16 protein-coding genes and 2 tRNA genes are annotated in these 14487 nt (G+C 35.7%); 13 read left to right on the top strand and 5 right to left on the bottom strand.

Going from position 1 to position 14487, the window contains the following annotated elements; translation table 11 throughout:
• Positions 1-105: 105 nt before the first annotated feature.
• Both G8Y85_RS03650 and G8Y85_RS03645 read right to left on the bottom strand, forming a co-directional pair.
• Entirely contained in the window at positions 106-708 is a 603-nt protein-coding gene (locus G8Y85_RS03650; RefSeq protein ID WP_103345496.1) for a CPBP family glutamic-type intramembrane protease, read from the bottom strand.
• A gap of 6 nt (positions 709-714) precedes the next feature.
• Positions 715-900 carry a YkvS family protein gene (locus G8Y85_RS03645; RefSeq protein ID WP_037565940.1) on the bottom strand — a complete coding sequence of 62 codons (186 nt, stop codon included), beginning with the start codon at positions 898-900 and terminating at the stop codon, positions 715-717.
• A gap of 175 nt (positions 901-1075) precedes the next feature.
• On the opposite strand from G8Y85_RS03645, the gene lplA reads away from it, so the two are divergent.
• Complete coding sequence (lplA, locus tag G8Y85_RS03640) at positions 1076-2068, top strand: lipoate--protein ligase (RefSeq protein ID WP_165805430.1); 993 nt, start codon at positions 1076-1078, stop codon at positions 2066-2068.
• Between the two features lie 55 nt (positions 2069-2123).
• Here lplA and G8Y85_RS03635 read toward each other — a convergent pair whose 3' ends face one another.
• Positions 2124-2351, bottom strand: a complete 228-nt coding sequence (locus G8Y85_RS03635; RefSeq protein ID WP_165805429.1) for an IDEAL domain-containing protein — start codon at positions 2349-2351, stop codon at positions 2124-2126.
• Between the two features lie 226 nt (positions 2352-2577).
• Here G8Y85_RS03635 and G8Y85_RS03630 point away from each other — a divergent pair, with 226 nt between their 5' ends.
• The 8 genes from G8Y85_RS03630 to G8Y85_RS03595 all read left to right on the top strand — a co-directional run bounded on the left by G8Y85_RS03630 (position 2578) and on the right by G8Y85_RS03595 (position 7440).
• On the top strand, positions 2578-3216 hold the full coding sequence (locus G8Y85_RS03630) for a competence protein ComK (RefSeq protein WP_060550703.1): 639 nt from the start codon (positions 2578-2580) through the stop codon (positions 3214-3216).
• Between the two features lie 373 nt (positions 3217-3589).
• Positions 3590-4039 carry a GNAT family N-acetyltransferase gene (locus tag G8Y85_RS03625; RefSeq protein WP_107401500.1) on the top strand — a complete coding sequence of 150 codons (450 nt, stop codon included), beginning with the start codon at positions 3590-3592 and terminating at the stop codon, positions 4037-4039.
• Positions 4040-4471: 432 nt separating this feature from the next.
• Positions 4472-4882 (top strand): YolD-like family protein, encoded by a 411-nt coding sequence (locus G8Y85_RS03620; protein ID WP_103345470.1) that lies wholly within the window; start codon positions 4472-4474, stop codon positions 4880-4882.
• A 153-nt stretch (positions 4883-5035) separates the two neighbouring features.
• A tRNA-Asn gene (locus tag G8Y85_RS03615) sits at positions 5036-5110 on the top strand.
• 3 nt (positions 5111-5113) lie between these two features.
• A tRNA-Ser gene (locus G8Y85_RS03610) sits at positions 5114-5202 on the top strand.
• A gap of 248 nt (positions 5203-5450) precedes the next feature.
• Positions 5451-6008, top strand: a complete 558-nt coding sequence (locus G8Y85_RS03605) for a GNAT family N-acetyltransferase (RefSeq protein WP_060550763.1) — start codon at positions 5451-5453, stop codon at positions 6006-6008.
• An 11-nt stretch (positions 6009-6019) separates the two neighbouring features.
• Positions 6020-6667, top strand: a complete 648-nt coding sequence (locus G8Y85_RS03600) for an ABC transporter ATP-binding protein (RefSeq protein WP_037565949.1) — start codon at positions 6020-6022, stop codon at positions 6665-6667.
• Complete coding sequence (locus tag G8Y85_RS03595) at positions 6664-7440, top strand: ABC transporter permease (protein ID WP_060550764.1); 777 nt, start codon at positions 6664-6666, stop codon at positions 7438-7440. The genes G8Y85_RS03600 and G8Y85_RS03595 overlap by 4 nt, the downstream gene beginning before the upstream one ends.
• 27 nt (positions 7441-7467) lie before the next feature.
• Here G8Y85_RS03595 and G8Y85_RS03590 read toward each other — a convergent pair whose 3' ends face one another.
• On the bottom strand, positions 7468-8406 hold the full coding sequence (locus tag G8Y85_RS03590; protein WP_060550765.1) for a 1,4-dihydroxy-2-naphthoate polyprenyltransferase: 939 nt from the start codon (positions 8404-8406) through the stop codon (positions 7468-7470).
• A gap of 174 nt (positions 8407-8580) precedes the next feature.
• Here G8Y85_RS03590 and G8Y85_RS03585 point away from each other — a divergent pair, with 174 nt between their 5' ends.
• The 4 genes from G8Y85_RS03585 to menB are packed head-to-tail and all read left to right on the top strand — an operon-like array spanning position 8581 to position 13221.
• Positions 8581-9933, top strand: coding sequence for an isochorismate synthase (locus tag G8Y85_RS03585; RefSeq protein WP_103345471.1), 1353 nt, complete (start codon positions 8581-8583; stop codon positions 9931-9933).
• A 1-nt stretch (position 9934) separates the two neighbouring features.
• Entirely contained in the window at positions 9935-11608 is a 1674-nt protein-coding gene (menD, locus tag G8Y85_RS03580) for a 2-succinyl-5-enolpyruvyl-6-hydroxy-3-cyclohexene-1-carboxylic-acid synthase (protein WP_103345472.1), read from the top strand.
• A complete protein-coding gene (gene menH / locus G8Y85_RS03575) occupies positions 11595-12437 on the top strand; it encodes a 2-succinyl-6-hydroxy-2,4-cyclohexadiene-1-carboxylate synthase (RefSeq protein ID WP_165805428.1) in 843 nt (280 codons plus the stop codon). Before menD ends, menH begins: the two co-directional genes overlap by 14 nt.
• Positions 12403-13221, top strand: a complete 819-nt coding sequence (menB, locus tag G8Y85_RS03570; protein ID WP_037565961.1) for a 1,4-dihydroxy-2-naphthoyl-CoA synthase — start codon at positions 12403-12405, stop codon at positions 13219-13221. Before menH ends, menB begins: the two co-directional genes overlap by 35 nt.
• Positions 13222-13310: 89 nt before the next feature.
• Here the strand turns inward: menB and G8Y85_RS03565 are convergent, their stop codons facing one another.
• Positions 13311-14477: an aminotransferase class I/II-fold pyridoxal phosphate-dependent enzyme gene (locus G8Y85_RS03565; protein ID WP_165805427.1), complete on the bottom strand. Its 1167-nt coding sequence runs from the start codon at positions 14475-14477 to the stop codon at positions 13311-13313.
• Between the last annotated feature and the right edge of the window lie 10 nt (positions 14478-14487).

The following is a 14487-nucleotide window of genomic DNA, read 5'->3' as shown; positions in this document are numbered from 1 at the left end:
TTCTATTTATAAAGTTTTTATTTACATTTTTATGCATACGCTTAGAAATGTAATAGGGGATGACGCAATGTGTAATCCATTGAATGTGGTTCATACCCAAAAATTTTACCCATGAAAAATGAGTAAAAGGACCACCGCTACAATCTGTGCTACTGTTGTTGTGACAATTCGACGTGTATAGGCATAACTGAAACCTAAAATAAGTTGGCATATGAAGATAAAAAGAACAATCCACCAACGATCAAGGTAAATAAAGAATGAGCTAGATAATATTGCGCTAGTAACAATACCTATCCAAGGTCGTTGTGTTAATAAAGTAAGTTCTTTTTGTAAAATTGTACGTATGTATAATTCATGACATGGCATGACACATAGTAACGTTATCAACATTTGCCATTTGAAATAGACGCCTGTTCGAGACAGTTGCTTAATGAGTGATGTATAGCTGAGATCTGAGGTGATTAAAGCAATAATGACCTGAACAAGTACAAGCAGTACACCGGCTGCTAAACCAATTGCGATTGACGTGAGTAATCGTTTGGAAGCAATATCACGTTGGTAAAAGACGTAGCTAATACCTGCGATAAGCATAATGCCTGTATATAATTGCCAGTAAACATTATATTCTCCCCACATTATGAATAAAATAATGTGAAAACCAATAAAACTTAATATAAACCAAAGTAGCGGTTTGTTTAATTTTTTCATCATAGATTAACCTTCTTGTTCAACAATCTTATATCTTTTATGATTAATGACTGTTTTTTCTGGCAAGTCAAGAGAAGCAAAATTCTCCATTATTGTTAAATCTACTATAACAGAGTTGTCATTGATTTTCTCAACTTTACCTCTAATACCATCGTAAAATTCTACGATGTCTCCAACTTCAGCAATCGTCATGTTTACGCCCCCTTAGAAATTTAACTAGCATATATTGTACTAAAATTTACAATTTAAATAAACAATTTGCGTTAATTTTAATGTTTTTGTCATCTCTAAGTGTAAACAGTAGCTTTTGAAGATGTATCGTGCGATATTTAAATTGTTCAACCTTATTTCAAAGGAGAGAGTTTAAATGAAATTCATTAGCAACAATAATATCACGGATCCTACAATGAATTTAGCAATGGAGGAGTACGTTTTAAATACAGTTCCAATGGATAATGAAGATAGTTATTTCTTATTTTATATTAATAGACCTTCTATCATTGTTGGAAAAAATCAAAATACCATTGAAGAAGTCAACCAACCTTATATCGATGCGCATCATATTGATGTTGTACGTCGTATTTCTGGTGGCGGTGCAGTGTATCATGACTTTGGTAATTTAAATTTTAGTTTTATTACGAAAGATGATGGTCAAAGTTTCCATAACTTTAAGAAATTCACGCAACCGATTGTCGATGTTTTAAATCAATTGGGTGTGGATGCGGCGTTAACGGGTCGTAATGACATACAAGTTGGACAAGCCAAAATATCAGGCAATGCGATGGTTAAAGTGAAAGACCGCATGTTTAGTCATGGCACGCTCATGCTTAACAGTGAATTGGATGAAGTACAAAACGCGTTACGTGTTAATCTAGCTAAAATTCAATCTAAAGGTGTGAAATCCGTGCGCAAGCGTGTGGCTAATATTCAAGAGTTTTTGGATCAACCTTTAGATATTGAAGACTTTAAGCAAATTATTTTAAAACAACTTTTTGGTGAAAATGAAGTAGAAGCATATGTATTAACAGATGAAGACTGGGACAATATTGAAAAGTTGAGTCATGAAAAATACCGCACTTGGGAATGGAATTATGGTAAAAACCCTAAATACAATTTTGAAAGAGAACATAAATTTGAAAAAGGTTTTATTCAAATTAAATTGGACGTTAAAAAAGGACGCATTGAACATGCGAAAATATTCGGTGATTTCTTTGGAGAAGGCAACGTAACCGAACTTGAACATGCTTTGGAAGGCGTGTTACATCAAAAAGAATCAATAAAAGAAGCACTCGTTGATTATGACTTTTATTATTACTTCGGTGATATTTCAAAAGAAGAAATTATTGATTTAATGGTATAAAAATAACAGGTCGCTCATTGTATCCATGCAATGTGTCGACCTGTTTTAATGATGATTATGAAATGATTTCAACTTCAAGCTCCTCCAATTTTAAATATTCAGCAGTATACTTGTTGAAGTTAGCTTCGTTTTTATTTTGTAGCGCTTCATCAATTAAATGTTTGAGTTGTTGCTTACGCTGATATTTTAGCGCGTCTTCAATTACTAATTCTACACCAAGCTGATGAATCATATGCATTGCGTTAGTATTATTATACGTTTTCGTATCAAGTTGATGTTTCATAGCATATCACTCCTTGTATGTTGTTTAAATAGTTATTTATCAGTATAACGAAACATGAATACAAATGCAATGAATATTCTGAATTTTTAAAAGTTTTAAAGGTGGTGTTTTGAGGTGCTTAAAATTAAATTTAATAAAACATCAAATTTAGATTGACATTTAGTTTGGTTTGTATATAATAGGAGGTACATAGAGAAATAAAATAAATCTAAAAAGGGGGAACCGAATGAAAAATTCAGTTAACCAAAACAATTATATTATTATGAAAGGAGACATGTTTTTACGTCCGACAGATGGCCCATATGGCATCAATCAAAGTACGGAAATCCTGAAGTACGATGAACCACCAATCATTGTTCACGAACCATTGATACAAATCATTGAAAACAGTTGTAAATGTTATGGTGAAACGTATCAATCTAGAAAAGCACAAACGCGTCGCATTTCGAACCTCAAAAGTAAACTTCCAATTAATATCACTCCGATATTTCCTTCATTTTATTTTCCATCACATTCCGATCGCGCTACTGAAAACAGCTGGATGAATATGCATTTTGTTGAACGAATTAAAAAATTAAAAGGTGCTAAAGTAAAAATTACTTTTGTAAATGGTCAATCTGTCATTTTAAATGTTTCAGAACACACTATCTCTACGCAGTATCGCAACTGTATTACTTTTTCGTATCTCTTAGACCGTAAAGCGAAAGCACTCACTACGAATCCTGAAAAACCTATCGATTATAATAAAGACAATTTCAATATTTATGAAGCACTTTCGAGATATGCTATTTTAGAAAAACAACGTACTAACTATCAACCTGGCCCTGATGCCTCAAAACCATTTCCAAATCTTCCTGAAGTATAGATCCTTCAAAGTAATATCTTTTTAAATTATCCCAATGTTTATATGATATATCGACTCTTGCACATAACGTGAAATATAAAGGGTATAGTTGAATAACTATTGATTTTAAGGAGGCCCATGATGAGTCGTAACTTTAAAGTTTTCTTTACAACATATTTTCTAATTAATATTTTATTAAAATCCTTAGGTAATTTTTGTAAATGCTCAAATGATAGGATTGAATATGTTGACGCAAATGAAAGTGCGCAATGTAATGGTATTCCGAATGTAATTTAAAATGGATTCATATTTTGATGTATTAACACTTATACTTCTATTAAGTATGCTACTGTAGAAGTATAAGTGTATTTTTATGTTAAAGGGTGTGACCGTCATGTTTGTAGTTATGGATACAATCGAAGAAGCTCCAATGGATTTATTATTACTCGCGGATCCTTCTTATCAGAGAGTAAAGGCGTACTTAAATTCAGGTATATGTGTGGCATACAAAGAAGATGATGGTATTGTAGGAAGTTACATTTTAGTGGCGCTTGATACTGAACGTATCGAATTAGTTAACATTGCTGTTAAAGATTCAAAACAAGGTGTAGGTATTGGGAAAAAGTTACTTAATCATGCAATAGCTTTTGCAACTGAAAACCATTTTAAAGAAATGATTGTCGGTACTGGTAATTCAAGTATCAATCAAATTGCTTTTTATCAAAAAGCAGGTTTTAGATTAGTAGATGTGTTATTTGATTTCTTTAGTCAAGATAATGAAGCACCTATTTATGAAAATGACATTTGGTGCAGAGATATGTTGCGTTTTAAAAGGCAATTATAGTGTGTTAACTCAAAATAGAAGTGGAATATATTATTATTGTAGTGTAAAATAATATATAACACTATTAAATATTAGTCGTTTGACTAATTATAACAAAGATCGTCTTACTATTATTCTGAATATTGTCTAATCATTTTGAGATAGGTATTTTATAACCTCAATGGTTTGTGTGGTATTCAAAAGTGAGTTAAGGGATGGGGGGAGTGTCTTTTGAATAAAAAATTGAAACAGCAACTGTCATTTCTATTAACAGTAGGTGTTTTCGTGATTGCTGCGCTATTGTTTATTATGACGATTATGGGTATTTAATCCGATATTCAACGGTTTGAGCTCTTTTCTTAAGCCGTTTTTTAATTGGTCAAACGTTGAATCTTTAAAAAATCACTTCACAAACACGAACGTATGTTCTATAATGAGTGCGAGGTGATGAATATGTTGGACCGTACACTTCCCCCTAAGTATCAAACAGAAACGGATTATCGGAAAATACCACGTCAATATTTAAATGCACGCATACCGATGGGACGCGGTATTGTTAAATGGGCGCCTTTTGCGACGCTTCCAGAACAGTTCGAAAGAATTAAACAGTTTGAAGCGAATCAACTCAAAATTGACCGTCCTGACTTGAGTGAAGACCAAATCATCGAAATCAATCATATGTTGCATTTTAAAATTTCTAAAAATGAAAGTGCTAAAATCAGTTATTGGCGTTCGGGCTATATTCATACGATAGAGGGATATATTACTTCAATCAATACATTGAATAATGAACTTACAATTGCTAATAAACGCCAAACAGACCGGTTAACGATAGGTTTAAATGAACTTTATGCATTGGAATAGGGAAATAGTGCGATTACATTGTGCAAAACGTAAAGTTGGCGGAATTTCAGCTCCTATAGTGTAAATATTCCGTTAACTTTTTTAATTTTAGCTCTTGATTTCTTCAACCGAATTGATATAATAGTATCTGTGCTTACAAAAAAATAATATGAATCCACAGTAGCTCAGTGGTAGAGCTATCGGCTGTTAACCGATCGGTCGTAGGTTCGAGTCCTACCTGTGGAGCCATTAGGAAACGTACTCAAGTTGGCTGAAGAGGCGCCCCTGCTAAGGGTGTAGGTCGCGAGAGCGGCGCGAGGGTTCGAATCCCTCCGTTTCCGTTTAAAGAACATTGCAATCGCAATGTTCTTTTTTTATACATTAAACGTCGTTGTATTAGTCTGTTATAAAGGGATTTTAATAAATTTAGATACCTTTCTTATAATTGTTTTTGCAAGCTGAACGTCCCCGAAAACGTGGTGTTACTTCTTTTAATGTTCATGTTTATATTTTACTCTATACCTACAGATGTGCATTTATTCCATAAAATGATATATTCCTCTAAAATAAAGTTAAAAGGGGGAATTGTATGATACGAACAGCTACCATAAATGATGCCACAGCCATTGCAGAACTAACATATATGATTTGGAAAGATATGGAACTTGAAATAGTTGAAAACTATGATAAGTCTGAAGTAATTAAAGTAATCGAAGAAAGTGTCGCTTCTGAATCATATCGAAATAGTTATCATCATATTGATGTTTATGATGTTGAAGGGCAAGTAGCGGGTATGATCGTTACGTATGATGGAGATAAAGAGTTATATTACGAAGAAAGTTGGAGCACGATAAAGCGTGCCAAAAGTCTACCTTTATCGACTAAAACCCCTTTACCTGTTAAAGAAGCTGAAGATACGGATAGATATATTGAATCTATCGCGACATTTCCACAATACAGAGGGCGTGGTATTGCGAAAGCATTGATGATACATGTTTTTGAAAAATATAGAGGTCAAACCTTTAGCTTGAATTGTGATCGTGACAATGTACGTGCGAAAAAATTATATGAAAATATGGGTTTCAAACCACATATTGAAAAAACGTTATATGGCCATGTATATGATTATATGATATATACAGAATAAGGAGGGGTGCTATGCTTGATTTAAATAATGTAAGCTATCATGTAGATGATCAACGCATATTAAATCAAATTAATCTTAACGTTAAACAGGGCGAAGCAATTGCAGTTGTAGGGGCATCAGGCAGTGGGAAAAGTACATTGTTACGTGTCATTGCGGATTTAATATCGCCAACAGAAGGAGATATTTTATTTCAAGGGCACTCATACCAGGACTATGAGCCTGAAATATTAAGACAGCGTGTTAGTTATTTACCACAACGATTAGAGCTATTTGGTGAAACGATATATGATAATCTTGCTTTTCCATCATTGGCGCGTCAAGAGACATTTGACAAGGCGCGTGCGAAGGCGTTATTAGAGGCTGTTGGACTTAAAAAGTATAAATTGAATGCGCGAGTACAGCACATGTCAGGTGGGGAACAACAACGTGTGACTATCGCGCGACAATTAATGTATCGACCGGAGTTGTTATTATTAGATGAAGCGACCAGCGCATTAGATGATAAGAACAGTCAATCCATTGAAAAATTAATTTTTGAAATGGTTGAAGCAGGTACAGCAGTGTTATGGATTACTCATAATACGGCGCAAAGTCATCGCCATTTTCAGCGTATTATTACAATACATAACGGTGAACTTGTGAAGGAGGAGGCGATATGACCACAACATCTTTGCTTTTAACTTCACTATTATTGTTGATTCCGATTATTATTTCTTATAAAGAAAAACTACGTATCGCAAAAGATTTAATTATCGCAGCTGTAAGAGCAGTCATTCAATTAGTTTTGATTGGTTATTTGCTTGAATTTGTATTTAAAGTAGAAGATACATGGATTGTACTAGCACTTATTCTTGTGATTATGATTAATGCAGCAGCAAACACTAAAAAGCGTGCATCTACCATTATGCATCATGTCTTTTGGGTTTCATTTGTAGCGATTATGACTGGAGCCGTTTTATCTTTAGGTGGGGTTTTACTGACAGGTGCGATAGATTTTACACCTAACGAAATCATACCTGTCGCAGGGATGGTAGGCAGTAATGGGATGATTGCGATAAATTTAAGTTACCAAAATCTTAACCGTATTTTTACTAAAGAAACGGAATCAATTGAAGCTAAGTTATCATTAGGTGCAGCGCCCTCACTTGCGGCTAAAGAAGCGATACGCGAAAGTATTAAAGTGGCCATTGTGCCAACGATTGACTCGGTAAAAACGTATGGGCTGGTGTCCATACCAGGGATGATGACAGGATTAATTATTGCAGGTGTTCCGCCATTACAAGCGATTAAATTTCAACTTATGGTTGTATTTATTCATACGACGGCAACGATTATTTCAGCACTCGTAGCCACATATTTGAGCTATCGTCAATTTTTCAATTATCGTCATCAACTCATACAAATTAAAAAAGACAAAACAGAACCCACTTAACAGCATAAGCGTTAAGTGGGTTTTCATTTAAATATTACCTAATAGGGCGCTAATATAAATGCCTAATGCGTAAAGTAAGCCGAAAAATGTGTTGGTTTTTCCAGCTGCAATCATCGCTGGCATCATTGTCTCAGGTGTATCATTCTTTTTAAAACGGCGATACACCTTTATAGGCCATGGGAAACTTAATAAGATAAGTAAAAAGAAAATAGAACCGCCTGGAACGAAAAAGACAGTGTAGATAACCCATACATAGGCAAGTACATACATTGCCGCTAAAACAAGTAATGACAAACGTTTACCAAGAAGAATTGGTAATGTACGACGTCCACTGCGTTTATCTTTAACGCGGTCACGAATATTATTTGCCATATTAATTAAGCCGATGGTAATCACAATTGGAATACTCATCCAAACCACGGTACTATTAACATGTCCTGCCTGAATAAAAAAGGCAATTAAAATGATGAACATTCCCATAAAAACACCAGAAAATACTTCACCAAACGGTGTCCAAGAAATTGGGAACGGGCCGCCTGTGTATAAATAGCCAATGGCCATACACAATAAGCCTATAGGGATGAGCCAAAATGACGTTTGTGCTGCGATAAATAACCCTAAAATCGTAGCAACTACATAAAATGCGATGGCCAAATTGAACACGGATTTAGGTGTCATCCCATGACGTACAATGGCACCACCAATTCCCACTGATTCATGATCATCAAGGCCTTTTTTGTAATCGTAGTACTCGTTAAACATATTCGTCGCTGCTTGAATTAAAAGGCAAGCGAGCAACATTGCGATAAACAAGCCCATATTGATATGATCTTCACTACCAAGTTGGAAAATTTTTGCAATAGCTGTACCCACTAAAACTGGTACGATAGCAGCAGTTAACGTGTGAGGTCGCATTAATTGCCAATACTTATGAAAGGTTGAATGTTGCTGAAATTGATTCACCATATAGATCAAAACCTCGATTATTTATATTATTAATACAAAAACAGTATAGAAAAGTTTAGAAATGAAATCAATAACAAACTCTATGATTTAAGCAATGTCTCTCACATTTACTATTAAAAAATGTTAAAATGAATGTTAATGGGATTATGATTATGAGAAAGAAGTGAGAGACAGATGACTGTTGACGTTGGTGAGCAAGAAATCATTGACGCAATATCGAGCACATCTAAAACTTGGATCTCCATAGAGGTGCGTTTACCGCGTACATTGGATCCAGTGACATTATTTAGAAAAACTAATCAAGAAGCGGGTAACCGCTTTTATTTTCGGCTTAATGATAATGAAACAGCTTTTTTTGGATGTCGCATTGCGAAGGAATTTAAAAATAACCATAAAAACAAACGATCTATATTTAAAGATTGGGATCGTTTTAAAGAAGATATTGCACTAATACATCCATCCACGACGAAACATCATTTGCGTATATATGGCGGATTTCAATTTTCTACACAACGTACGAGTGTGGAATGGCGACAATTTGACATGAATCATTTTATTTTACCTGAAATATTAATATCTTATATTGATGGTGACACGTATTTCACATATACAAAACGTAGATCAGATTTTTCATTTGAAGAATTTAAAGCGATTTATACGTGTTTGAGTCAATTTGATTCAACCGCTTACACATCTGATGAAGCGGATTTGTACGTATGTACTCAACGGGATCTGGACATTGATGCGTGGGAACACTTGGTTGATCAAACGATTCAAAACTTAAAGTCTGATGAAAAGGTTGTATTATCGAGACGTCGAGAAATTAAATTTAATACAACCATCGACATTGCTTCTGTATTAGAACGGGCTTTGAAAAATGAAAAGAATAGTTATTTATTTTTAATAGAGTCAGGCGATGATTGTTTTATTTCTCAAACGCCTGAACAACTGTTTAAAGTTCAAGATAATATGCTTTCAACTAAAGCTGTGGCAGGAACAATTAAAAGAACGCAACACGCAGAGCAAGATCAAGCACAAGTTAAAGCTTTCTTACAGGATACTAAAAATTTAGGTGAGCATCACATTGTTGTCGAAAGTATTCTGGAAGATATTAAGCCTTTTGTTGAAGACGTACACTATCATAAGACGCCAAGCATTCTTAAAAATGATCATTTATATCATTTGTACACTGAAATTGGTGGGCATTTGGTGACGCCTAATTATATTGAATTGATTGATGTTATGCATCCAACGCCTGCATTAGGGGGCTATCCAAAAGCGCAAGCGGTGCAATATATTGATACTCATGAATTCAATGCAAGAGGGTTGTATGGGGCACCAGTAGGCATGATAGATATGTATGATGATAGTGAATTTATCGTTGCTATACGCTCAATGTTAATTAATAACGATACGGCACTTCTTTTTGCAGGTGCGGGTATCGTGAAAGATTCAAATGCGAAAGCAGAAGTAGCAGAAACTGCTTTAAAATTCAGTCCTATGATGGACGCTTTAGGAGTGAGCTAAGTTGACGCATGCACAACAACATTTAACTGAACAAGTGTTTCATTTTATATCAGAACTTTACGCCTATGGTGTGAGAGAAGTGGTCATTAGTCCAGGCTCACGTTCTACACCGCTTGCGATTGCTTGTGAATGTCATCCAGAAATTAAAACATGGGTGCATCCAGATGAACGCAGTGCCGCTTTCTTTGCGTTAGGTTTAATTAAAGGAAGCAATCGTCCAGTCGCGATAGTGTGTACATCAGGTACAGCTGCCGCAAACTATGTGCCAGCTGTAGCAGAAAGTCATATTAGTCGATTACCACTTGTCGTATTAACAAGTGATCGCCCACATGAATTGCGAGATGTAGGTGCGCCTCAAGCAATCAATCAAGTGAATATGTTTGAGAATTATGTGCGTTTTCAATTTGATATGCCTCTTGCAGATGGCTCGCAACTAACATTAGAAGCGAACCGTTATCAACTGCAAAAAGCAAGTCAATATTTTGTGGGGCCACATCAAGGACCAGTACATTTTAATTTACCGTTTCGTGAACCGTTAACACCGGATTGGTCGCGAACTGATTTATTAACGGCATATACGTATACATTACCGAAGTATCAAAAAACGATAGACCCTTCACCAATTGCCAATACGCTTAAACAAGTGAAAGGGCTGATTGTAGTAGGGGATATGCAACATCAAGATGTATCACAATTATTAACGTTTGCCACAGAGTATGATTTACCAATATTAGCGGATCCTTTAAATCCGATTCGCCGTACACAGCATCCTAATGTCATTGCAACGTATGATTTATTATTGCGTGCTGGACTCGAAATGGATGCCGATTTCGTCATTAGAGTCGGTAAACCAGTGGTTTCTAAAAAATTAAATCAGTGGCTAAAACAAACGCCTGCAACGCAAATTTTAATTCAAAATAGTAAAGATATAGATGCATTTCCTAAAATGCCTGACTATTTTTACGAAATGTCCGCCAATGATTTCTTTAGATCACTCGACATTTTAGATAGTACATATCGTAAAGTTTGGTTGAGGCATTGGCAAAAAATGGAGTTACAAGCGAGAGAAACCATCACATATCATCAAAAACAAGCGCATGATGAAGCTGGATTTATCTCAAAGTTACTTGATAAATTAGATGCTACAGATCACTTATTTGTAAGTAATAGTATGCCTATTCGAGATATAGACAATTTATATTATGGGCGTGACTTTAGTATTTATGCCAATCGAGGCGCTAATGGTATAGATGGTGTTGTGTCTACCGCGTTAGGTATGGCTGTACACAAGAAGGTAACATTGTTGATTGGCGACATCGCATTTTACCATGATATGAACGGTCTATTGATGTCTAAGTTAAATGATATTCATATGAATATTATTTTAGTGAATAATGATGGTGGTGGTATCTTTTCATATTTACCTCAAAAATCATCTGCAGCACCACATTTTGAACGGTTGTTTGGTACACCGACAGGTCTTGATTTTGAACATGTGGCAAACTTATATCAATTCGGTTATAAACGCTTCACAGATATTCAAACCTTTGACTATGCTCCACTAAATACGATGTCCGCAACGCTTTATGAGATTGTAACGGACCGTGACAGTAATTATGAGGCCCATCAAGCACTTTATGAACAGTTACGTGAGGTCGTCGATGTTACACTATAAAATTCATGATGCAAAGCAACCTTCAGATATCGTGCTCATATTATTACATGGTTTTATCAGTGATAGCAGTACATTTGATCACCATATCAAGCAGCTCTCAGAAACAATGAAAATGGTAACGATTGATTTACCTGGACATGGTCAAGACGATTCGAGCATGGATCAATCTTGGGATTTTGGGTGGATGGGTCATCAACTTCATAACGTTGTACAACGCTTCGCCGATAAACATGTGATATTACATGGGTATTCAATGGGCGCGCGGGTCGCACTTTATTATGCAATTCATCATGAGACGAGGCTTTCTGGATTGATTTTAGAAAGTGGTTCTCCAGGCATTCAAGATGAGGTGATGCGGACAGAACGAATACAAGTCGATCTAGCACGCGCGCGTGTACTTGAACTTGCACCATTAGAAACGTTCGTCAACGACTGGGAACGGTTGCCATTGTTTCAATCACAACGATTTTTATCAGATGTTGAACAACAACGCATAAGGAATATGAGATTACGTCAATCTCCATCTCGATTAGCGAAAGCTTTGCGGGATTATGGCACTGGAGTGATGCCGAATTTATGGAATGATTTAGAAAATCTCCAATTGCCAGTTCAACTCATTGTTGGAGAATGGGATGAAAAATTTGTAGAGATTGCCCATAATATGAAAGACGACCTTCCACATGCCAAACTTGAAGTTGTACCTCAAGTAGGGCATACAGTTCATGTGGAAGATGTTGCAAAATTTGATACAATAACATTAGCTTTTATAAAAGGTTTAATTGAGGAGGCCAACTATGGAAAGACAATGGGAGACACTAAAGGAATATAAAGAAATTAAATATGAATATTTTGAAGGTATCGCTAAAGTGACGATCAATCGTCCAGAGGTTCATAATGCTTTTACTCCAAATACTGTACATGAAATGATAGACGCATTTACACGTGCTCGTGACGATGAACGCGTGGGTGTCATTATCTTAACAGGTGAAGGTGACAAAGCATTTTGTTCTGGCGGCGATCAAAAAGTTCGTGGCCATGGTGGTTATGTAGGTGATGACCAAATTCCACGATTAAACGTACTGGACTTACAACGTTTAATTCGTGTAATTCCAAAACCTGTCATTGCGATGGTTAAAGGATATGCCATCGGTGGTGGAAATGTATTACAAGTTGTATGTGACTTAACTATTGCTGCTGACAACGCTAAGTTTGGTCAAACTGGTCCTAAAGTAGGATCATTTGATGCTGGCTATGGGTCTGGATATTTGGCTCGTATTGTTGGACATAAAAAAGCGCGTGAAATTTGGTATTTATGTCGCCAGTACGATGCGCAACAAGCTTTAGATATGGGTATGGCAAACACAGTTGTACCATTAGATAAAATCGAAGACGAAACAGTACAATGGTGTAAAGAAATTTTACAACATTCACCAACAGCATTACGTTTCTTAAAGGCTGCAATGAACGCGGACACTGACGGATTAGCTGGTTTACAACAATTTGCTGGTGATGCGACATTACTTTACTATACAACGGATGAGGCTAAAGAAGGTCGAGATGCGTTTAAAGAAAAACGTTCACCTGACTTTGATCAATTCCCAAAATTTCCATAAGTTAACGTAATTTGATTGAAAAAATATAATGTAATAATACATGTATTGTAAAACCCTCAAACTCGAATGTGTTTGAGGGTTTTTTGATGTTAATTTTGAGGATAATAGGTTTCTAAGTAGTGTTTCAGACGACGCATACCTTCTTTTAATGCATCCATATGATAGGCGTAAGAAATACGAATGTACCCTTTACCGTAGTCTGTAAAAGAGGATCCGGGCACCATGGCAACGCCTGCTTTTTCCAAAACATCGACACAGAAGTCATAATCGTTATCAGTGAAACGTGTGATTTTTGGGAAAATGTAAAATGCGCCTTGAGGTATGGCTTCTAATTCAAATCCCATATCGTTTAAAGCGCCTATTAAAAAATCACGGCGTTCGATGTAAGCGGCATTCATATGCTGTGGGGCATGTATACCTTCTGTCAGTGCTGCAATTGTTGCTACTTGTGATGGCACATTGGCACAAATACAGTTATACGCATGCATGAATGTTAATTGATTAATAATGTGCGTTGGTCCTGCTAAAAATCCCATACGTATCCCTGTTGCTGCATGTGATTTACTGAGCCCATTTATAAGTAACAATTGATTTTTAATGACATCAAATTGCGCAAATGATGTGTGATGTGTATTGAATGTATTTTCAGCATAAATTTCATCACTAATGACAAAAACATGATGTTTTTTTAGACAATCTGCTAATGCTTTAACTTCATCATAGGTTAATGTCATTCCAGTTGGATTTGAAGGGTAGTTTAATAGTACGACTTTTGTTTGAGGTGTTATATGTGCCTCTATCAATTCGGGTGTGACTTTAAATTGCGTTTTACGTGTATCCATAAACACCGGTTGACCACCTAATGTTTGAATTAGTGGAATGTAACCAGCGTAAACAGGGCCAGGTAAAAGGACTTCATCGCCCGGATTTAAAATGCATCTTAAGCTTGTATCTAATGCTTCAGATGCACCGTTTGTCATTATAATAGATTCAGCATCGTAAGTAACATGAAATTGTTTTTTTAAATAATCTGATACGGCTTGACGTGTTTCAACTAACCCTTTGTTGTGAGAGTATGTCGTTAAATTATTGGTTATAGCATCTACATAGGCTTTTTTAACTGGAGAGGGCATTTCAAAGTCTGGTTGACCGACTGTTAAATTTATCACATCTTTTAATTGATGTATGCGATTCGAAAATTGTCGAATGCTAGGAGCTTTTAAATATTGAGATTGGTTATTGAGTTCAAGTTTCATAACATCACAT

This window comes from Staphylococcus sp. 11007852, assembly GCF_011394325.1.
In the GTDB taxonomy this organism is placed as follows: domain Bacteria; phylum Bacillota; class Bacilli; order Staphylococcales; family Staphylococcaceae; genus Staphylococcus; species Staphylococcus agnetis.
The sequence above is the reverse complement of the archived record's forward strand: the minus strand, read 5'-3'. Positions and strand labels throughout refer to the sequence as shown.

Coding starts and splice junctions, on each gene's coding strand:
- G8Y85_RS03625 (WP_107401500.1), top strand. CDS start 3,590: ATGTTTGTAGTTATGGATACAATCGAAGAAGCTCCAATGGATTTATTA.
- G8Y85_RS03620 (WP_103345470.1), top strand. CDS start 4,472: ATGTTGGACCGTACACTTCCCCCTAAGTATCAAACAGAAACGGATTAT.
- G8Y85_RS03635 (WP_165805429.1), bottom strand. CDS start 2,351: ATGAAACATCAACTTGATACGAAAACGTATAATAATACTAACGCAATG.
- G8Y85_RS03585 (WP_103345471.1), top strand. CDS start 8,581: ATGACTGTTGACGTTGGTGAGCAAGAAATCATTGACGCAATATCGAGC.
- G8Y85_RS03600 (WP_037565949.1), top strand. CDS start 6,020: ATGCTTGATTTAAATAATGTAAGCTATCATGTAGATGATCAACGCATA.
- G8Y85_RS03645 (WP_037565940.1), bottom strand. CDS start 900: ATGACGATTGCTGAAGTTGGAGACATCGTAGAATTTTACGATGGTATT.
- G8Y85_RS03590 (WP_060550765.1), bottom strand. CDS start 8,406: ATGGTGAATCAATTTCAGCAACATTCAACCTTTCATAAGTATTGGCAA.
- G8Y85_RS03565 (WP_165805427.1), bottom strand. CDS start 14,477: ATGAAACTTGAACTCAATAACCAATCTCAATATTTAAAAGCTCCTAGC.
- G8Y85_RS03650 (WP_103345496.1), bottom strand. CDS start 708: ATGAAAAAATTAAACAAACCGCTACTTTGGTTTATATTAAGTTTTATT.
- G8Y85_RS03595 (WP_060550764.1), top strand. CDS start 6,664: ATGACCACAACATCTTTGCTTTTAACTTCACTATTATTGTTGATTCCG.
- G8Y85_RS03605 (WP_060550763.1), top strand. CDS start 5,451: ATGATACGAACAGCTACCATAAATGATGCCACAGCCATTGCAGAACTA.
- menB (WP_037565961.1), top strand. CDS start 12,403: ATGGAAAGACAATGGGAGACACTAAAGGAATATAAAGAAATTAAATAT.
- menH (WP_165805428.1), top strand. CDS start 11,595: ATGTTACACTATAAAATTCATGATGCAAAGCAACCTTCAGATATCGTG.
- G8Y85_RS03630 (WP_060550703.1), top strand. CDS start 2,578: ATGAAAAATTCAGTTAACCAAAACAATTATATTATTATGAAAGGAGAC.
- lplA (WP_165805430.1), top strand. CDS start 1,076: ATGAAATTCATTAGCAACAATAATATCACGGATCCTACAATGAATTTA.